This is a genomic window from Pseudomonas sediminis, assembly GCF_039555755.1.
In the GTDB taxonomy this organism is placed as follows: Bacteria; Pseudomonadota; Gammaproteobacteria; order Pseudomonadales; family Pseudomonadaceae; genus Aquipseudomonas; species Aquipseudomonas mendocina_D.
Window position 1 is genome coordinate 2,598,325 of sequence record NZ_CP154631.1, and the last position, 19,185, is coordinate 2,617,509.

19 protein-coding genes are annotated in these 19,185 nt (G+C 62.2%); 11 read left to right on the plus strand and 8 right to left on the minus strand.

Annotated features, from left to right (window positions below; all coding sequences use genetic code 11):
* The first annotated feature begins 142 nt into the window (after positions 1-142).
* The 5 genes from AAEQ75_RS12265 (at position 143) to AAEQ75_RS12285 (ending at position 5,584) form a co-directional block, all read left to right on the plus strand.
* Positions 143-1,582 carry a cytochrome ubiquinol oxidase subunit I gene (locus tag AAEQ75_RS12265; protein WP_143505479.1) on the plus strand — a complete coding sequence of 480 codons (1,440 nt, stop codon included), beginning with the start codon at positions 143-145 and terminating at the stop codon, positions 1,580-1,582.
* A 2-nt stretch (positions 1,583-1,584) separates the two neighbouring features.
* Entirely contained in the window at positions 1,585-2,592 is a 1,008-nt protein-coding gene (gene cydB, locus AAEQ75_RS12270; RefSeq protein ID WP_106732607.1) for a cytochrome d ubiquinol oxidase subunit II, read from the plus strand.
* Positions 2,593-2,602: 10 nt separating this feature from the next.
* A complete protein-coding gene (locus AAEQ75_RS12275; protein WP_099522599.1) occupies positions 2,603-2,752 on the plus strand; it encodes a DUF2474 domain-containing protein in 150 nt (49 codons plus the stop codon).
* Between the two features lie 70 nt (positions 2,753-2,822).
* The gene (locus AAEQ75_RS12280; RefSeq protein ID WP_343349053.1) at positions 2,823-4,265 is read left to right on the plus strand and encodes a TldD/PmbA family protein; all 1,443 of its coding nucleotides are present in this window, start codon (positions 2,823-2,825) and stop codon (positions 4,263-4,265) included.
* The gene (locus tag AAEQ75_RS12285) at positions 4,265-5,584 is read left to right on the plus strand and encodes a TldD/PmbA family protein (RefSeq protein WP_343349055.1); all 1,320 of its coding nucleotides are present in this window, start codon (positions 4,265-4,267) and stop codon (positions 5,582-5,584) included. Before AAEQ75_RS12280 ends, AAEQ75_RS12285 begins: the two co-directional genes overlap by 1 nt.
* Positions 5,585-5,587: 3 nt before the next feature.
* Here AAEQ75_RS12285 and AAEQ75_RS12290 read toward each other — a convergent pair whose 3' ends face one another.
* From AAEQ75_RS12290 to AAEQ75_RS12300, 3 genes are all read right to left on the minus strand, one after another.
* Positions 5,588-5,884 carry a type II toxin-antitoxin system RelE/ParE family toxin gene (locus AAEQ75_RS12290; RefSeq protein ID WP_256836192.1) on the minus strand — a complete coding sequence of 99 codons (297 nt, stop codon included), beginning with the start codon at positions 5,882-5,884 and terminating at the stop codon, positions 5,588-5,590.
* Positions 5,872-6,129: a type II toxin-antitoxin system Phd/YefM family antitoxin gene (locus tag AAEQ75_RS12295; RefSeq protein WP_179545815.1), complete on the minus strand. Its 258-nt coding sequence runs from the start codon at positions 6,127-6,129 to the stop codon at positions 5,872-5,874. Before AAEQ75_RS12295 ends, AAEQ75_RS12290 begins: the two co-directional genes overlap by 13 nt.
* 68 nt (positions 6,130-6,197) lie before the next feature.
* Positions 6,198-7,322 (minus strand): class I SAM-dependent methyltransferase, encoded by a 1,125-nt coding sequence (locus tag AAEQ75_RS12300; protein ID WP_343349059.1) that lies wholly within the window; start codon positions 7,320-7,322, stop codon positions 6,198-6,200.
* 69 nt (positions 7,323-7,391) lie between these two features.
* Between AAEQ75_RS12300 and AAEQ75_RS12305 the strand changes: the two genes are divergently transcribed.
* The gene (locus tag AAEQ75_RS12305; RefSeq protein WP_343349061.1) at positions 7,392-8,168 is read left to right on the plus strand and encodes a ferredoxin--NADP reductase; all 777 of its coding nucleotides are present in this window, start codon (positions 7,392-7,394) and stop codon (positions 8,166-8,168) included.
* Here the strand turns inward: AAEQ75_RS12305 and AAEQ75_RS12310 are convergent, their stop codons facing one another.
* The gene (locus AAEQ75_RS12310; protein WP_343349063.1) at positions 8,169-9,194 is read right to left on the minus strand and encodes a CNNM domain-containing protein; all 1,026 of its coding nucleotides are present in this window, start codon (positions 9,192-9,194) and stop codon (positions 8,169-8,171) included.
* Positions 9,195-9,390: 196 nt separating this feature from the next.
* Between AAEQ75_RS12310 and AAEQ75_RS12315 the strand changes: the two genes are divergently transcribed.
* Both AAEQ75_RS12315 and AAEQ75_RS12320 read left to right on the plus strand, forming a co-directional pair.
* Positions 9,391-9,639: a YdcH family protein gene (locus AAEQ75_RS12315; RefSeq protein WP_099522588.1), complete on the plus strand. Its 249-nt coding sequence runs from the start codon at positions 9,391-9,393 to the stop codon at positions 9,637-9,639.
* 68 nt (positions 9,640-9,707) lie between these two features.
* Positions 9,708-9,986 (plus strand): YdcH family protein, encoded by a 279-nt coding sequence (locus AAEQ75_RS12320; protein ID WP_256836203.1) that lies wholly within the window; start codon positions 9,708-9,710, stop codon positions 9,984-9,986.
* A 75-nt stretch (positions 9,987-10,061) separates the two neighbouring features.
* Here AAEQ75_RS12320 and AAEQ75_RS12325 read toward each other — a convergent pair whose 3' ends face one another.
* Positions 10,062-10,556: a GNAT family N-acetyltransferase gene (locus AAEQ75_RS12325; protein WP_343349067.1), complete on the minus strand. Its 495-nt coding sequence runs from the start codon at positions 10,554-10,556 to the stop codon at positions 10,062-10,064.
* A gap of 97 nt (positions 10,557-10,653) precedes the next feature.
* Between AAEQ75_RS12325 and radA the strand changes: the two genes are divergently transcribed.
* Entirely contained in the window at positions 10,654-12,012 is a 1,359-nt protein-coding gene (radA, locus tag AAEQ75_RS12330) for a DNA repair protein RadA (protein WP_179545811.1), read from the plus strand.
* A 183-nt stretch (positions 12,013-12,195) separates the two neighbouring features.
* Complete coding sequence (locus tag AAEQ75_RS12335; protein WP_179545810.1) at positions 12,196-12,342, plus strand: hypothetical protein; 147 nt, start codon at positions 12,196-12,198, stop codon at positions 12,340-12,342.
* Between the two features lie 3 nt (positions 12,343-12,345).
* Here AAEQ75_RS12335 and AAEQ75_RS12340 read toward each other — a convergent pair whose 3' ends face one another.
* Positions 12,346-12,717, minus strand: a complete 372-nt coding sequence (locus AAEQ75_RS12340; RefSeq protein ID WP_099522584.1) for a PilZ domain-containing protein — start codon at positions 12,715-12,717, stop codon at positions 12,346-12,348.
* A gap of 165 nt (positions 12,718-12,882) precedes the next feature.
* Between AAEQ75_RS12340 and AAEQ75_RS12345 the strand changes: the two genes are divergently transcribed.
* On the plus strand, positions 12,883-13,389 hold the full coding sequence (locus tag AAEQ75_RS12345) for a DUF3015 domain-containing protein (protein WP_343349072.1): 507 nt from the start codon (positions 12,883-12,885) through the stop codon (positions 13,387-13,389).
* A gap of 61 nt (positions 13,390-13,450) precedes the next feature.
* Here AAEQ75_RS12345 and glyA read toward each other — a convergent pair whose 3' ends face one another.
* Both glyA and AAEQ75_RS12355 read right to left on the minus strand, forming a co-directional pair.
* Complete coding sequence (glyA, locus tag AAEQ75_RS12350) at positions 13,451-14,704, minus strand: serine hydroxymethyltransferase (protein WP_179575536.1); 1,254 nt, start codon at positions 14,702-14,704, stop codon at positions 13,451-13,453.
* 146 nt (positions 14,705-14,850) lie between these two features.
* Positions 14,851-19,056 carry an EAL domain-containing protein gene (locus AAEQ75_RS12355; protein ID WP_430523415.1) on the minus strand — a complete coding sequence of 1,402 codons (4,206 nt, stop codon included), beginning with the start codon at positions 19,054-19,056 and terminating at the stop codon, positions 14,851-14,853.
* Between the last annotated feature and the right edge of the window lie 129 nt (positions 19,057-19,185).

Here is a 19,185-nt window from a genome sequence, read left to right on the forward strand (position 1 = left end):
CGCCTTTTCGCGCTTTACTCAGCAGCTTCTCGGCTGCATTCCATTTCCATAAGAACAATTTCAGTTCGTTTGACTCCAAGACCTGGAGTCTATGGATCGGCTTGCGTGCTGGGGCCGAAATAACCCTGAATGAGGATGTGACATGTTCGGCCTAGAGGCGCTTGATCTCGCCCGAATCCAGTTTGCCTTCACCATTTCTTTCCACATCGTCTTCCCGGCCATCACCATTGGTTTGGCCAGCTACCTGGCGGTGCTCGAAGGTCTTTGGTTGAAGACCAGCAATACGCTGTACCGCGATCTCTACCACTTCTGGTCGAAGATCTTCGCAGTCAACTTCGGCATGGGCGTGGTCTCCGGCCTGGTCATGGCCTATCAGTTCGGCACCAACTGGAGTGCCTTCTCCGACTTTGCCGGGGCGGTCACCGGGCCGCTGCTGACCTACGAAGTGCTCACCGCGTTCTTCCTCGAAGCGGGATTCCTCGGCGTCATGCTGTTCGGCTGGAACCGCGTCGGGCCTGGCCTGCACTTCTTCTCCACGGTGATGGTGGCCATCGGCACGCTGATCTCGACCTTCTGGATTCTTGCCTCCAACAGCTGGATGCACACGCCGCAGGGCTTTGAGATCATCGATGGCCGGGTGATCCCGGTGGACTGGTTCGCCGTGGTGTTCAACCCGTCGTTCCCTTATCGCCTGGCGCATATGGCGACCGCGGCGTTCCTTGCCACCGCCTTCTTCGTCGGCGCTTCGGCGGCCTGGCACCTGCTGCGCGGGCGTGACAACCCGGCGATCCGCAAGATGCTGTCGATGGCGCTGTGGATGGCCCTGCTGGTGGCACCGGTACAGGCCTTCATCGGTGACCTGCATGGCCTCAACACGCTCAAGTACCAACCGGCGAAGATCGCCGCCATCGAGGGCCACTGGGAGAACATCGGCGACGAGCCGACCCCGCTGATCCTCTTCGGCTGGCCGGACATGCAGCGTGAGGAAACCCGCTTCAAGGTGGAAATCCCGGCGCTCGGTAGCCTGATCCTGACCCACAGCCTGGATAAACAGGTGCCGGCCCTGAAGGACTTCCCGCCGGAAGATCGGGCCAATTCCACTATCGTGTTCTGGACCTTCCGCATCATGGTCGCCATGGGCCTGATGATGATCCTCACCGGCCTGTGGGGCACCTGGCTGCGCCGCGGCGAGCGGCTGTACACCTGCAGGCCGTTCCTGCACCTGGCGGTGTGGATGGGGCCGAGCGGGATCATCGCCATCCTCGCCGGCTGGTACACCACCGAGATCGGCCGTCAGCCGTGGATCATCCATGGACTGATGCGTACCGCCGATGCTTCGTCAGGGCATAGCGCGGCGCAGTTGGGCTTTACCCTGGCGCTGTTCGTGGTGGTTTATTTCGTGCTGTTCGGTGCGGGGATCGGCTACATGCTGCGCCTGGTGCGCAAGGGGCCGAAGATCGACGAGGGCAAGGAAACGTCCGAAGGTGGGCCAGGCCAGCCGCGTACGCCAGCGCGTCCGCTGTCGGCGGCTGAAGAAGGCCTGGAAGATGGTGAAACCGACACCTTGCCGGAGAGGAGCTGAACATGGGTATCGACCTTCCGCTGATCTGGGCGGTGATCATCGCCTTTGGCGTAATGATGTACGTGGTGATGGATGGCTTCGATCTGGGTATCGGCATCCTCTTTCCCTTCGTCCGTGACGACGGCGAGCGCGACGTGATGATGAACACCGTCGCACCGGTCTGGGACGGCAACGAGACCTGGCTGGTACTCGGCGGTGCCGGCCTGTTCGGCGCCTTCCCGCTGGCCTATGCGGTGGTACTCGACGCGCTTTATCTGCCGCTGATCCTGATGCTTCTGGGGCTGATCTTCCGTGGTGTGGCCTTCGAGTTTCGCTTCAAGGCCAAGGCCGCCAAGCGCCATCTGTGGGATAAGGCCTTCATCGGCGGCTCGCTGACTGCCACCTTCTTCCAGGGCGTGGCACTGGGCGCCTATATCGACGGTTTCGAGGTGGTCAATCGCAGTTTCGCCGGCGGTGCCTTCGACTGGCTGACACCCTTCTCGGTGTTCTGCGGCCTGGCCCTGATCGTTGCCTATGCGCTGCTTGGCTGCACCTGGCTGATCATGAAAACCGAAGGTCGCCTGCAACAGCAGATGCATGACATGGCGCGGCCACTGGTGTTCGTGGTGCTGGCGGTGACCGGCATCGTCAGTCTGTGGACACCGTTCGAGCACCCGGCGATCGCCGAGCGTTGGTTCAGCCTGCCGAACCTGTTCTGGTTCATGCCGGTGCCAGTATTGGTGCTGCTGTGCACATACGCACTGCTGCGCTCGGTGGCCAACAACCGCAACTACTCGCCATTTCTGCTAACTCTGGCGCTGATCTTCCTCGGCTACAGCGGCCTGGGCATCAGCCTGTGGCCGAACGTGATTCCGCCGTCGATCAGCATCTGGGAGGCAGCCGCACCGCCGCAGAGCCAGGGCTTCATGCTGGTGGGCGCGTTGTTCATCATCCCCTTCATTCTCATGTACACCGCCTGGAGCTATTACGTGTTCCGCGGCAAGGTGACGGTGGATGATGGCTACCACTGAGGGGCGTGAAATGACCAAGGTCGAGCAGGATAAAAAACCGCTGTGGCAGCGTCTGGGTTGGCTGGTGCTGATCTGGGCCTGCAGCGTCACCGCGCTGGGCATCGTGGCCTGGCTGCTGCGCCAGTTCATGAGCGCGGCGGGGTTGGGGACGCCGGGCTGAGCACGCGGTTGATCCCGGCGCGTGCTTGTTCCCATACTGGCCTCCTTTGTTCGCACGCCAAGGAGGCTCGATGTTCGCCCTCAGCGATACCCTGCAACGCCGCTTCGCCGCGCTGAAATCCACTGCCGACTACTGGTCGCTGCGCCATGTGCGCGAGAGCAGGGAATCCTACTGGGTGCGGCGGCGTGTGGCGCAGGCGCCTTCCTTCGTCGACGATACTGGTGCCATGCTCACAGTGCGTATCGCCGGTGTCGAAGCCTATGCGGCCACCAGCGATCTCAGTCAGGCTGGCTTGCAGGCTGCACTGGAGCACGCCGAGCAGATGGCACGCACCTTGGCTGGGCATAACCTGCTGGATCTCGGCAGCCTGCCGTACCCCACCGAGCACAGCGACGATGTGATGCCAGGCTACGAACAGCCGTTGGCGGGGGCTGCCCACTGGTTCGAACTGTTGATGGCAGAGTCGGCATTGATTCCCCAGGATGCGCGTCTGGTCGATAGCCATGTCGGGCTGACGTTCACCTACCATGAGCAGATATTTCTCAACAGCGCGGGCGCCTGCCTGCGGCGTGCCCAGCGCTATGTGTTCCCGCAGGTGGGCGTTACCGCCAGCGACGAACACGACAGCCAGAGCCGCAGCTTCGGCGGCACGCATCTGGCGCGCCAGGGCGGCGCCGAGGTGTTGCAGCAGTTGGGGGTGATCGGCAGCGCCGCGCGCATCGCCGACGAAGCATTGCAACTGTTGCTGGCGCCGAACACCCCGAACGGTTCGCGTGACCTGCTGTTGATGCCGGACCAGATGATTCTGCAGATTCACGAGTCCATCGGCCATCCGCTGGAGCTGGACCGCATTCTCGGTGACGAGCGCAATTTCGCCGGCACCAGCTTTATCCGCCAGAGCGATTTCGGGCATTACCAATATGGCTCGCCGCTGCTCAATGTCAGCTTCGATCCGGATGTGCCTGGAGAGTTGTCCAGCTACCGCCATGACGATGACGGCACGCCGGCCGAACGGCAGCTACTGATCCGAGACGGCATCCTTCAGCGTCCGCTCGGCGGCGCGCTGTCGCAATGGCGCAGCGGCTTGCCAGGCGTGGCCAACAGCCGGGCCTGCAGCTGGAACCGGCCGCCCATCGACCGTATGGCCAATCTCAATCTGGAGCCAGGCGATCAGCCACTGGCCGAATTGATCGGCGGTATCGAACGCGGGATTCTGATGAGTAACAACCGCTCCTGGTCGATCGACGACGCGCGCAACAAATTCCAGTTCGGCTGCGAGTGGGGCCAGTTGATCGAAAACGGTGAGCTCAAGGGCGTGGTGAAGAACCCTAACTACCGAGGCATCAGTTCGCGGTTCTGGCGCAATCTGCGCGCGGTGGGGGATACCAGCACCTTCGAGGTGATGGGCACACCCTATTGCGGCAAGGGTGAGCCCAACCAGGTGATTCGCGTGGGGCACGCTACGCCAGCCTGCGTATTCGCCGATATCGACGTTTTCGGAGGGGCGGCCTGATGGATGCACGTCAGCATTTCAGCGCGTTGCTCGAACATCTGCAGGCGCAAGTCGTGGGCGAGGAGGGTTTCACCCTGGCCTATGGCGCCGAGGTGTCCAGCTTCATCCGGTTCAATCAGGGGCAAGTGCGCCAGGCCGGCGATGTGCAGCAGGTCTACGTCACCCTGTCTCTGTACCAGGGGCAGCGACATGCCGAGAGTAAACTGGCACTCAGCGGTGTGCTCGACGAGGATCTGCCGCGTCTGCAGCAGATAGTGCAGCGCCTGCGAGGCGTGCTGCCAAACTTGAGTGATGACCCTTATCTGCGCTTGAACCGTGAGGCTTGGCGCAGCGAGGTGGCGAGTGAAGCAGGTTCGCTCGACAGTGCGGTCATGGCGCAGCAGATCGTCGCTGCGGCTGCTGCTCTGGATCTGGTCGGCTTTCTGGCCGTGGGGCCGCAGTACCAGGGGTTCGCCAGTTCCTGGGGCGCATTCGGCTGGTACGCCGCGAGCAGTTTCAACTTCGAATTCAGCCTGTTTCACGGCAACGGTCAGGCAGTGAAAAGCGCCTATGCCGGTGAGCAGTGGGACGCCCAGGCGTTCGCCCGCAAGCTGGACCGCGCGCGACAACAGCTGGAATTTCTCGGTCGGCCGGCGAAGGCGCTGCAGCCGGGGGGGTATCGCGCCTACCTGGCACCGGCTGCGCTGGAAGAACTGGTCAGCCTGTGCTGCTGGGGCTTCGGCGCCCAGGCGCTGGCGTCGGGTGGCAGCCCGTTGCAGCGGTTGTTCAGCGGTAAATCCGAACTCAGCTCGTTGGTGACCATGGACGAGCGCATCGAAGGCGGCCTGGCGCCGGCCTTTACCGCAGAAGGGCCGCGTCGGCCGTTGCGCCTGATCAGCCAGGGGCGACCCGGCGAGCGCTTGGTCAGCTCGCGCAGTGCCGCGGAATATGGCCTGATCGCCAATGGCGCGTGCAGCGGCGAATACCCGCTGTCCTTGCAGATGCATGGCGGTGAGCTGGATGAGCAGGACGTGCTGCAACGGCTTGGCACCGGGCTGTATATCGGTAACCTGTGGTACGGCAATTTCTCCGACCTGCCCGCGGCACGCCTGACTGGCATGACCCGCTTCGCCACCTTCTGGGTCGAGGATGGGCAGATCCAGGCGCCAGTCGACACCATGCGTTTTGACGATTCGCTGTTCGACTTCCTCGGCCTGCAGCTGGAAGCCCTGACCCGCGAGCCGGAGCTGCTGCTGCCGGGCGGGACCTACGGCGCCAGGCAGACCGGCTCGATGGCTTTGCCGGGCGCGCTGCTGTCGCGGTTTACTCTGACGTTATGACGATCACTCGAGCATGTGGGCGCGTAGCACGCGCTCCTCTCGCATGATGTAAATGATGAAAACCGTTGTGTCTGTATAGCGGTAGAAAATTCGGCAGGGCGGGACGACGATTTCGCGGTACACCGAGTGCGGAAGCTCATCCGGAACACGGCCCGACAGGGGGAAATCCGCTAGCCGTGAAACCGTTTCAACGGCCCTCCTGACCAACGCTCGCGCGGCATCTGGTTTGTCGAGGGCGATGTATTGCGCTAGATCGTCGAGTTGCTCGATGGCAGTGTTCGTCCAGACTATTTCAGCCATTTGCTCAGCCTTTCCTTGGCCTGCTCATGGTTCACGGTGCAGCCTTCGATAACGGCACGTTCACCGCGAGCCAGGGCATCTAGAAGGGCAAGACGCTTCTGCATGAACTGGTAATCATCGACATCCACCAGATAAGCCGAGGGCATTCCATGCTCGGTGATCAGTACGGGCTCTTTGGACTCGTGAAGGTCGGCCAGAATCTTGGTGGCTTGCCGCTTCAGGTTGGTGACCAACTCGACTTTCATGGACGGTGCCCGCTGCGCAGATGAAAGTGCCACTTTAGTGATACTTTTCGGCCGTTACAATCAACGGGTCACTTACTCGCCTTGAGCACCACGAACTTTGGATTGGCCGCCACCTGCTCGACGCCACGGAACAGCCGCGCCAGCTTGGCGTGGTAGCCCAGGTGGCGGTTGCCGACTATCCACAGTTCACCGCCAGCGACCAGCGCCGCGCGGGCTTGCTGGAACATACGCCAGGCGAGGAAGTCACCGACCACCTGCTGCTGATGGAAGGGCGGATTGCACAGCACCATATCCAGCGAGTCAGCCGGCTGCTCGGCCAGGCCATCGCCAGCGCGTATGGTTACCGGTCTCTCACCAAGTGCCGCCTGCCAGTTCTCCTGCGCCGATTGCACGGCCATGTACGACTCGTCCACCAGCGTCAGCTCCGCTTGTGGGCTGCCCAGGGCATAGGCGATGCCGAGCACGCCGTTACCACAACCCAGATCGGCGACGCGGACGCGGCCGAGGTGGCGTGGCAGATGCGGAAGAAAGGCGCGTGTACCGATATCCAGACCGTCGCGGCAGAACACATTGGCGTGGTTGATCAACTCCAGCGCCGGTTTATCCAGGTGGTAGCGAGTGGGGTAGGGCGAGTGCGGCGCCGCCTTGGTTTCAGGCGTGGCTACGAGCAGCCGGGCTTTCTTCACGGCTAGCGAGGCTTGCACCGGGCCTATGTATTGCTCCAGCAGATCACCGGCGGCGCGCGGCAGGTGTTTGATCATTGCCCCAGCCACCACACGAGCATTCGGTGCCAACTGGCCGTGCAGACGGATCAGTTGCTCCTCGAGCAACGCCAGGGTCTTCGGCACGCGGATCAGTATCCAGTCGAACGGCCCTTGCGGCGTTTCGCAGCTCGGCAGAAAGGTCACCGTATCGCCACTCAGGCCATTGCTGGCGAGGTTCTTCTGCAAGGCGAGAAAGCCTAGGTGCGAGTCACCGCTGCTGGTCACATGGCAGCGTCCGGCCAGCGAGCAGGCGAGGGCGCCGAAGCTGTCGTTGAGCAGCAGCCCCCGGCTGCTTGGTGCGATGCCATGCTCATGAAGATGATGGAGCAGGTATTCGTCGGCGGCGTCGAAGGCTTGGAGCGGCTCGTTCGCCTGGTGCGGTTGACGCTGCAGTTCTAGGCTGGCGAAGGGAGTTTCGAGAGTAGGCATGCAAACCTTCGGTGTTTGTCGCTGGCCGATTGCGCCAGACTGGACAGGTATTCAATGAAGGGGGCGATTATGACCGTCAGCGAAGACAAGTTCACCCGTCAGACGCTGCTCGAGGTACGCGCCTTGACGCAGAGTCTGTTTACCCTGCGCACTACCCGTGACCCGGGCTTTCGTTTCCGCGCCGGGCAGTTCGTGCGCCTGGGCGTGGAGAAAACCGATGGCACTGTGGTTTGGCGCGCCTATTCGCTGGTGTCCGCGCCACATGACGAGTTTCTCGAGTTCTTCTCCATCGTGGTGCCGGGTGGCGAATTCACCAGTGAGCTGAGTCGACTGCGCGTCGGCGACAGCGTGCTGGTGGAGAAGATGGCGACCGGCTACCTGACCCTGGACCGCTTCGTCGACGGCCGTGACCTCTGGCTGCTGGGTAGTGGCACCGGCATCGCACCGTTCCTGTCGATCCTGCAGGACTTCGAGGTGTGGCAGCGCTTCGCGCGCATCGTGCTGGTGTACAGCGCAAGAACTTCTGCCGAGCTGGCTTACCAGTCGCTGATCCGGGGGCTTGCCAAGCTGGAGCACCTGGCCGAGTTCGCTGACAGGCTCACCTACCTGCCGGTGGTCACCCGTGAGCAGGCGCCGGATTGTCTGAGCTCGCGCATCACCGAGCTGCTCGACAGCGGCGAGCTGGAGCGGGCCGCCGGGCTTGAGCTGACGCCTGAGCGTTCGCGAGTGATGATCTGCGGCAACCCGCAGATGATCGACGACATTCGTCAACGCCTGAAGGCGCGTGGTCTGAACCTGAGCCTGACCCGGCGGCCGGGTCAGGTGGCAGTCGAAAACTACTGGTGATCAGTCTTCGCGGATCGCCTTGAGTCGGTGCTCCCAGCGGCGCTTGGCGAAGCGGCGCATGTTGGGGATGTCGTCGGTCTCGTCGAGGATCGGCTTGCCGATGATGGTTTCCATGATGTCTTCCAGCGTCACCAGGCCGCGCCAGCTACCGAATTCGTCATACACCAGGCACATGTGCTGACGCTCCTGCATCAGCAGGGTCATCAGGTTTTCCACGTTCATGCTTTCCGACACGACCTTGAGCGGCTTCATGATCTGGGTGATCGGTTCGGCGTCGTTCTCGGCGGCCAGGGCGTCATAACGGAACACCACGCCCAGCGGCGACTCATCCTCGCCGATCACCGGGTAGCGGGAGAACTGGCTCTCGCGGGCACGGGTTTTGAACGCGGCGATCGATTCATCCGGTGCGGCCGACTCGCAGACGATGCGTGGCGTCATGATGTCGCGCAGACGAATCTCGTGCAGGTCGAGGATGTTGCTGATCACTCGATGCTCGTCTTCGTCGAGTTTGCCCACCTCGCGGCCGAGCAGGGTCAGCGCTTTGATTTCCTGGCGAATGTCGTGCTCCGGCTCCTTGCCGCCAAACAGGCGCATGATCAGGTCAGATAGCACGATGAACGGCTTGAGCAGCAGGATCATCGCCCGCAGCAGGCTCGGCAGGAAGGGGGCCAGGGCGCGCCAGTAACGAGCGCCGATGGTCTTCGGCAGAATCTCCGAGAGCACCAGAATCAGCAGGGTCATGACCGCCGAGGCGATACTCAGGTAACCGTCGCCGAAGACGATTGCCACCTGCGCACCGACACCGGTCGCGCCAACGGTGTGCGCCACGGTATTGAGAGTCAGGATGGCCGCCAGCGGCTGGTCGATCTTGTCTTTGAGCTCTTTCAGCCTTTCGTACAGCTGAGGTTTTTCGACCTTCTGCTGAGCGATGTAACTGGGCGTGAGGGAGAGCAGGGCGGCTTCGAGGATGGAGCAGATGAACGAAACCAGAATGGAGAGGACAGCGAACGCTATCAGGAGTGTCATGTAGGGGGATAAGTAGCCAAGGGCCGATGAATTTAGCGCAAGAGCGGTAGGAAAAGCAGAAAAGCTGCAACATTTCATTTCGGAGTGCGGGCACAGGCAGTGCTCGTCGACTGACGGCTGGCTTGCTGATCGCTCTTTGGCGGCACGCGGCCCAGCTTCGACTAGGCTAAAGGGACACTCTTTGGGGAGGTCCTCCATGCCGCTTGAACATCACCCGTTGACCCGCGAATTCCCTCAGCAAGGCGATACCATGCGCAAGCTGATGCAAAGTGACCCACACTTCCCTCGCCTGGCTGGCGAGTATGAGGCGCTGGACAAGCGCATCTACGAAATAGAGGACGGCCGTGAAGCTGCCGACGACCTGACGTTGCAGGGGCTAAAGCTGCAGCGTGTGGGCCTGAAGGACGAGATCGCCGATCTGCTGCGTAAGGCGGGCAGTGCTTGATCCGGATCAAATGAACGGTCGACGTGCAGCGCTAGGCTGGAGCCATCTTTCTTGTCAGAGGCTTCATCATGCACGTCGACCACCATCCGTTGGTTCATGACTTTCCCGACCTGCGCAACGAGCTGCAGCGCCTGCGCCAGAGCGATGAACAGTTCTCACGCCAGGCTGAAGAGTATGAAGCGCTGGACAAGCGCATCTGCCGAATAGAAGACGGTATCGAGTTGCTCGATGACGTCACCCTCAGCGCGTTGAAACTCAACCGTGTTGCGCTCAAAGACGAACTTGCTCGTCAGCTCAAGCGTGCCTCCGGGCAGTGCTGTGGCTGTGGCAACGGTTGCAAGGGTTGAGCGTAGGAGCCGGCTTGCCGGAGATATTTGTGGCAGGTTGATCGCCCGCAAGCGGGCGCCTACGGCCAAACGCTTTCAATGCACGGGCGGGTTGATCAGATAGGTCAGCAGTCCGTCTGCCTCATCTTCCGTCCAGACCGCCCTCGGCGGTCTTGGCAACTCGCTCATCAACTGTTGCCAGAAAGCCAGGGCCACCTCGTCCTGGCGGTAGAAGCGCAACAACCAGGTGCTGCCGTCGCCCATCGCCTGCTGCACCAGTGCACGACCGATACCCAGTCGGCGGTAGCGCTTGAGGATGAACAAATCGGCGAATTCCGGTGCATCGATGGCGGGTAGTTCGCTGCGCTCGACCAGCAGAAAACCGGCGATGAACCCATCAGCCAGGATCAGGCTGGCGCTCCAGCCCGCCTCCTGCCAATAGCGCTGCAGGTGTTCTTCATGAATGTAGAAACGACCATCGACCTCGACGTCCTCCTGCTCCCAGTCCGAGCTGTCGTAGGAGTAGAACTGATAAAGATTGCGGATCAGCGGTAATTGCTCGGCGGTGGTGGGTAGCAGTTCGATCTGCATGGTGTTTCCTGGTGAAGGTCTGTGTCGGTGGTCTGTAAATCTATCCAGTAGTTCGGTATCGTTCCAGCCTTCGCTCAACAGGCAGGACGATTTTCCCATGGCCAAGGCAAAACGCATGTACGGCTGCACCGAGTGTGGCGCCACCTTTCCCAAGTGGGCCGGGCAGTGTGGCGAGTGCGGCGCCTGGAATACCCTGGTGGAAACCGTGGTCGAGGGCGCTACGCCCAGCGGTCGCACAGGCTGGGCCGGCGACAAGGCCAATATCAAGACCCTGGCTGAAGTCAGTGTCGAGGAAATTCCGCGTTTTTCCACCGCTTCCGGCGAGCTCGATCGTGTACTTGGCGGCGGCCTAGTCGATGGCTCGGTGGTGCTGATCGGTGGTGACCCAGGCATCGGCAAGTCGACCATCCTGCTGCAGACCCTGTGCAACATCGCACAGCGCTTCCCGGCCTTGTACGTTACTGGCGAGGAGTCGCAGCAGCAGGTGGCGATGCGTGCACGGCGGCTGGACCTGCCGCAGGACAAGCTCAAGGTCATGACCGAGACCTGCATCGAGACGATCATCGCCACCGCGCGCCAGGAAAAACCCAAGGTGATGGTGATCGACTCGATCCAGACCATCTTCACCGAGCAGTTGCAGTCGGCGCCAGGCGGTGTCGCCCAGGTGCGCGAGAGTGCGGCGCTGCTGGTGCGTTTCGCCAAGCAGAGTGGTACGGCGATCTTTCTCGTCGGCCACGTGACCAAGGAAGGCGCGCTGGCCGGTCCGCGCGTGCTAGAGCACATGGTCGATACCGTGCTGTATTTCGAGGGTGAGTCCGACGGTCGTCTGCGCCTGCTGCGAGCAGTGAAGAACCGTTTCGGCGCGGTCAACGAGCTGGGTGTGTTTGGCATGACCGACAAGGGCTTGAAGGAAGTCTCCAACCCCTCGGCGATCTTCCTCACTCGCGCTCAGGAGGCAGTGCCCGGCAGTGTGGTAATGGCCACCTGGGAAGGCTCGCGACCGATGCTGGTGGAGGTGCAGGCGCTGGTCGACACCAGTCATCTGGGCAACCCCCGCCGCGTCACCCTGGGCCTCGATCAGAACCGTCTGGCCATGCTCCTGGCGGTGCTGCATCGCCATGGCGGCATCCCGACCTACGACCAGGACGTGTTTCTCAACGTGGTTGGTGGGGTCAAGGTGCTGGAAACGGCGTCTGACCTGGCGTTGATGGCGGCGGTGATCTCCAGCTTGCGCAACCGGCCTTTGCAGCACGACCTGCTGGTGTTCGGCGAGATCGGCCTGTCTGGCGAGATCCGCCCGGTGCCGAGTGGTCAGGAACGCCTGAAAGAGGCGGCCAAGCACGGCTTCAAACGTGCCATCGTGCCCAAAGGCAACGCGCCCAAGGAGGCGCCGCCTGGGCTGCAGATCGTTGCTGTCACGCGATTGGAACAGGCGCTGGATGCGCTATTCGAATAAGCCAAGTCCTGGCTAAAGCCCTTCCCGCAGGCGTCAGGAGTCCGCTGTGGGAGGGGCTACAGCCGCGATCCACGCATGCGGCGTTCTGCCGCGAGTGGGGCGGGGCGAAAACTGACCGAGATCAATAGGTAGCAGGCTATCGGCGCGCAGCATGAAGGCGTATCCACTGAAGGAGATGCCATCATGTTCCTGTTCTTCGATTTCTTTTCCCGGGCTTTCAACTTCGACGCCAAAGCAGTCGAGTCGCGCGATGCACGTCGTGAGGCGCAGCGTATTCAGGCGCGTCGCCAGCGCCGTGAGCAGGCAGAGGCTGCCTGCCTGCGCCACTGACCACTAGTCGTCTTCGCCCAGCGCTGCCAGTTCGCGTTCCAGAAGCTGTTCATCGCCAAGGTTGAGCTCGACCAGGCGGCGTAGGTGGCTGATGGAGTCCAGATCGATATGGCGGCAGACGAAGCCGAGGGACTGCGGCTGGGTGCGCGTCAGCACCACTTCCATCTTTACCTTGGCTTCGTCTCCCAGTTCGATAAGGGCTTCGAAGGGCTGGTTCGGGTCACCGTTCCAGTCACGCGGGGTCTTGATCAGCAGGCCCTTGAGTGAAACATCGTGCAGAGCTGCCGACCATTGCCGCTCACCTTGAGCGATGACGGTGGGGGCGTCGAAGGCGATGCGCTGAAAGCGCCGACGCTCGTTGGCTGATTCACTCATGCCCATACTCCTGAAGGATTTACATCACTATAGCCAAGGCTGGCGGCCCCGTGCTTTGCCGCTGTGTCGCAGGGTACCGCTGAGGCACATCAGTTTGACAGGTGGCTAAGTCTCACCAAAGCTCCTTGTGTGGTTTTCATTACTCGATAATGCGGAGCGATAGACATGAGCAAGCGACTGCTAGGCAAAGGTTTGGTCTTCGGCCTGTTGAGCATGGCCAGTGTTGGCGCATTTGCCGACGCTGCGGGTGGCAATGGCTGCGGCTGGGGCAACATGTTGTTCGAAGGGCAGCGCGGCATAGCCCCGCATTTTCTGGCCACCACCACCAACGGCACCTTCGGTAATGCCACCTTCGGTATGACCTCAGGCACCAATGGTTGCGATACCAGTGGCGCGCTGGGCTACAACGGCCGCTCCATGCTGGCGATGAACGGTATGCTCGATTCCATCGCCGAAGACATGGCCATCGGCCAGGGTGAAGCGCTGGACGCCTACGCCACCTTGCTGGGTGTTGAGGCCAAGGATCGTGCGCACTTCGCCAAGGTCACCCACGACAACTTCGGCAGCATCTTCAGCCAAGCCGACGCCACCAGCGAGCAGGTGCTGGCCGCTACCCTCGATGTGATGAGTCGTGATGCGCAACTGGCGCGCTATGTGAAACAACCGGCCTGAGGCAAATCCCAGGCAAAAAAGAAGCCCGCGATCGGCGGGCTTCTTCGTTTCACGCTGAGCCTTAGTTGCCGTATACCGGGAACTGGGCGCACAGGGCTTTGACCTGCTCACGCACGCGGCCTTCGACTTCATCGTTGCCGATGTTGGCCAGTACTTCGCAGATCCAGCCCGCCAGTTGGCGGCACTCGTCTTCCTTGAAGCCGCGAGTGGTGACAGCAGGGGTACCGATACGCAGGCCGGAGGTGACGAACGGCGAACGCGGATCGTTCGGCACGCTGTTCTTGTTGACGGTGATGAAGGCGCGGCCGAGGGCTGCGTCGGCATCCTTACCGGTGATGTCCTGCTTGATCAGCGAGAGCAGGAACAGGTGGTTCTCGGTGCCACCGGAAACCACGTCGTAGCCATTGTCGATGAACACCTGGGCCATGGTCTGGGCGTTCTTGATCACCTGCGCCTGGTAGGCCTTGAACTCAGGCTGCAGCGCTTCCTTGAAGCATACGGCCTTGGCGGCGATGACGTGCTCCAGCGGGCCGCCCTGGCCGCCCGGGAATACCGCGGAGTTGAACTTCTTCTCCAGCTCTTCGTTCTTGCGCGCCAGGATCAGGCCGCCGCGCGGGCCGCGCAGGGTCTTGTGCGTGGTGGTGGTAACGACGTCGGCGAACGGCACCGGGTTCGGGTACAGACCGGCGGCGACCAGACCGGCCACGTGAGCCATGTCGACGAACAGGTAGGCGCCGACCTTGTCAGCGATGGCGCGGAAACGCGGGAAGTCCAGCACCTGCGAGTAGGCGCTGAAGCCGGCGATGATCATCTTCGGCTTGTGCTCGACGGCCAGGCGCTCGACTTCGTCGTAGTCGATCAGGCCTTGATCATTGATGCCGTACTGCACGGCGTTGTAGATCTTGCCGGAGAAGCTGACGCTGGCACCGTGGGTCAGGTGGCCGCCGTGGGCCAGGCTCATGCCCAGTACGGTATCGCCGGCGTTGAGCAGGGCCATGTATACAGCGCTGTTGGCCTGGCTGCCGGAGTGAGGTTGGACGTTGGCGTAGTCGGCGCCGAACAGTTCCTTGGCGCGGTCGATGGCGAGTTGCTCGACCACGTCGACGTACTCGCAACCACCGTAGTAACGCTTGCCCGGATAGCCTTCAGCGTACTTGTTGGTCAGCACGCTGCCCTGGGCTTCCATCACCGCCGGGCTGGTGTAGTTTTCCGAGGCGATCAGCTCGATGTGCTCTTCTTGGCGCTGAGCTTCTTGCTCCATCGCGGCAAAGAGTTCGGCGTCATAACGAGCGAGGTTCAAATCACGGCTGAACATGGCAATCCCCTGAAAACCAGTTGGGCGGAAGAAATAGGCGGCGGATTCTACCGCAAAGGTCGCATTCAGGCATATGAGGGTCGGTCATGAGCCTGATAAATGGCCTTCATGCTGAGTTGGGCGCAGGGGCGCCGGTGTTCGGCCAGTCAACTGAGTATGAACAGCGCCGTGCCGCTGAACTGGGCGGCGAGCTGATGTGCAGGCATTGGTCTGCCGAGGAGGAAACCCTGCACTTCGTCGCAGTCGTGCTCGCGCAGGAAGTCCAGTTGTGCCTGGCTCTCCACGCCCTCGGCGATCACCATCATGTTCAGGCTGTGCGCCATGGCGATGATGGCGCGAGCGATCTGCGCGTCCTGCTCACCATCGGGCAGGCCGTCGACGAAGCTGCGATCAATCTTCAAGACGTCGATGGGGAACTGCTTGAGGTAGTTCAGCGACGAGTAGCCGGTGCCGAAGTCATCCACCGCAATGCACAGCCCCAAACGCTTGAGGTTGCCGAGCGTTTGCATGGCGCTGGCGACGTCACGCATCAGTATGCTTTCGGTCAGCTCCAGCTCCAGACAGGCCGGGGCCACGCCAGTTCTGTCCAGAATGGTGGCGATCCGTGCGCTCAGATCACCTTCGGCGAACTGACGGGCCGACAGGTTGACCGAGATTTTGGGGATACGTATCTGCTCTTCTTGCCATGCCTTGAACTGGCGACAGGCTTCCTCCAGTACCCATTCGCCGACCTGGACCACCAGGCCGAGCTCTTCCAGCACCGGAATGAACTCGGTGGGTGATACCAGGCCGCGGCTCGGGTGGTTCCAGCGCAGCAGCGCTTCGGCCCCGGTCAGGCGACTGCCATCGCCGGAGAACTGCGGCTGATAATGCAGGACGAACTGGCCCTGCTCCTGGGCGTGGCGCAGATCGCTTTCCAGCTCCAGACGCTCCAGGGCGCTGGCGTTCATGTCGGCCTGGTAGAACTGGAAGTTGTTCTTGCCGCGTTCCTTGGCGTGATACATCGCAGTGTCGGCGTTCTTCATCAGTTGGCTCAGTTCGCTACCGTCCTGCGGGGCGAGGGCGATGCCGATACTGGCGGTGACGAAGAACTCGCGGCCTTCGAGCACGAAAGGGCGGGCCAGGCTGCAGAGAATCTGCTCGGCGACATGAATGGCGCGATTCAGTGCGCCCTCACGGGTGGCGCGAGGCTGCAGCAGCAGGGTGAATTCGTCGCCGCCCATGCGCGCCACGGTGTCGTCGCCATCGACGCAGGCCGACAGGCGCACGGCCACATCCTTGAGCATACGGTCGCCCGCAGCGTGGCCGAGCGAGTCGTTGATCGGCTTGAAGCGGTCGAGGTCGAGGAACATCAACACCACCCATTCATCATGCCGATCCGCATGTTGCAGGGCACTGTGCAGGCGATCCTGGAACAGGGTGCGGTTGGGCAGGTGGGTCAGGGCGTCGTAGTAGGCCAGGCGGTGGATGCGCTGCTCGCTGGCCTTGCGTTCGCTGATGTCGCTGAAGAAGCACACATAGCTGACCAGGTCACCTTCTTCGTCATGTACCGCGGTGATGCCGACCCAGGCCGGGAAGTTTTCCCCTCCCTTGCGTTTGAGCCACACCTCGCCCTCCCAGCTGCCACGCTGGTTGAGTTGGCCGAGGATGTACTGCAGGTGTGCCGCCTGTTGGCGATCAGCGGTGAGCATGCCTGGAAGCTGATCGAGCACTTGCCCGGCGGAATAACCGCTGACGCGGCTGAAGGCCTTGTTGACTTGTACGATGTAACCGGCCGGGTCGGTCACCAGAATCGCTGCGGTGGAGTGTTCGAACACCGTGGCCGCCATGCGCAGGTCTTTTTCCGCGCGACGTTGCTGGCTGACGTCGCGGCCGACGCCGAGGATGCCCTCGAAGCGACCGTTCTCGTCCCACATCAATACCAGGCGCAGTTCCACCGGGATCTTGTGGCCGTCGGCGCGCAGGCAGTCGAAGACGAACAGCTGATCCGGTAGCTCCTCGCGCAGGCGCTCGAGGCGGTCACGCTCGCCGAGCGAATCGCGAATCCGCTCGAGCAGCAGGTAGAGGCTGGCGAGCTGCTGCGGGTTGGCCGCCAGGCCTTGCAGGCCGTTGGTTGTCACCCATTCGGCGTCGTAACCGAGCATGGCTTCCACCGACGGGCTGACGTAGTTCAGGTTCAGGCTGTCGTCGGTGGAGACGATCACGTCGCTGATGCTTTCCGCCAGCAGACGGTAGCGTTGCTCGCTGTCACGCAGCGATTGGTTGCGCTCGATTTGCTCGGTAATGTCCTTGGCTACGCCGATCAGACGGCTGACGCGCCCACGATCATCGCGCGCCAGCGCCTGCTCACGGATGCTGAACCAGCGCCACTGGCCGTCGCGGTGACGCCAGCGCAGCACTGATTCGAGCAGCAAACCGTTGCCGATCACTTTCTGCAGGTTGCGGATGCGCCAGTAGTATTCGCTGTCGTCCGGGTGCAGTACCTGCTCCCAGAAGTCCCTGCTCATAGCCTTGAGCTCGCTGATGCTATAGCCCAGCTGCAATCCGAGGCTGTGGTTGCTGAACAGCACCTGCTGGTTCTGCATGTCATGCACGTAGAGCAGGTCGGGAACCGAGCGAACCACTTCGGACCAGAAACGTTCACGCTCGATCAGCGACAGCTCGATGCGCTTGCGGCTGGTGATGTCGCTGATGCTCAGGGTGACTGCCTGATAGTCCTGGAGCATTTCCGGCAGGCGCAGCACCAGCCAGACGTGACGCTGCAAGCCTTGTGCGGTGACCAGCTGGGTTTCCAGCTCCATCAGGTTGGGGCCTTCGAGCACGGCCACGGCCAGGCGGTAACGCAGATCGTCGAGCTGCACCGGGCCGTTGTCGATCAGCTGCTGCCAGGCCTGTTCGGTAGATTTCACCCCGAGCAGGTTGAGCGCCACCTGGTTGGCTTCGCTAATGCGCAGTTGCTCGATCAGCAGTTGCTGATGCTCGGCATCGGCTTGCAACCAGCGTTGCAAACCCGCCGCATCGCGCAACTTGTGCTGCAGCAACAGGCTGCGCAGGCCGGAGAGATCGAGCACGCACAGGGCCACGCCGGTGCCATCGAAGATGTCCTGGTAGCGCCTGCGGGTTTCCTGCAGCACGCGCATGGCCTGCTGTTCATCGGTCACATCGCGCAGCACCCAGACGTAACCGGCATGGCGCCCGACCTCGCTGATATCACTACGGGTCACGGCGAACAGGCGCTCGCGCCCCTCGCTTTCGACTCTGATCAGCTCCGGCCCCAGATCGCTGCTCAGTTGTGGGCTGTTGAGCAGCAACGGGTCGAGATCAGGAAGCAGATCAAGCAGATGGAGTTCCCCGGCCACGTCGCTGGGAACCCCGAACAGCGCTTCGGCCTGCGGGTTCAGGTAGCGCACCTTGCCATCGGCCTGGGTCACCAGAATGCGTTCTTCGACGGCGCCGAGCGCACTGGCGGCCTGGCGCAGCGAACGGCGTGTTTCGGTATTCAGGCGCTGCAGGCTGCGCTGCTCGCGTTGCAGGCCGTACAGGGCCAACAGGGTAAGCAGGCTGCACAGCGCGAACAGCAGGAACTTGCCGGCCAGGGTCGGCATCAGCTCGTTGCCGGCGCGCTTTGCATCGAACAGGGCGCGCAGTTGCCAGTCGCTGCCGGGCAGGGCGATCAGGTCGAGGCTTTGTGCCTGTTCTGCCGCGGTAACCGGGGCGATGATGCTGCCTGCCTGTTGCAGGTCGTCGTCGCGCGCTATCACGCGGTGGCTGAGCAGATCTTCAAGTAACCAGTTGTACTCGCTCTGGTGTTGCTCGCGCAGCCAGTCGCGCAACACACTGGTGCGCATGCGCAATACTTGGTGACTGTCGTCAGGCTGGCGCAGCAGCAGGTACAGCGCGCCGCCGTCCAGTGCGCTGAAGGCGAAGTGATAGGGTGCTGCGCCGCTGCGTTGCTGCAGATTGCGAATGAAGCTCAGGTCGCGCGACTCGCTGGCGCTGTCGGCCAGCAACTGCCCGTTGGCATCGAGCCAGGCCACGCTGTTGACGGTCGGGAAAATGCTGCGCAATGCCGTGACCAATTCGCTGCCGTCGCCAGCGCGCGCTGGGCTGCTTTGCAGCATTGCCTGGCCTGCCTGGGCCTTGAGGCGCATGTTCAGACTCAGGTGCTTGGCCAGTTGAGCGCTGTAACCCTGGCTCAGTTGCTTCTGACTATCGAGCAACTGGCGGTATTCCTGAGTCAGCTGCCAGGCCAGCAATCCCAGCATCGCCAGCACCAGCACCACCAGTGCACGGCGCAAGGCTGCGCGCGACTCGCCCGGGGAGAAGGAAGGCAGGGATGAGTGAGTCGACACGTTCTGAGAACCTGCAGCCAGTGCTGAGTATTTTAAGCGTTGGGACGCGCGAGCATGCCTGCGCTCGCGCTGGCCGGCTAGAATGCCTGCAAACGTGGCCAAGTGCCAGCTGCGCCGACGAGCGTAGGT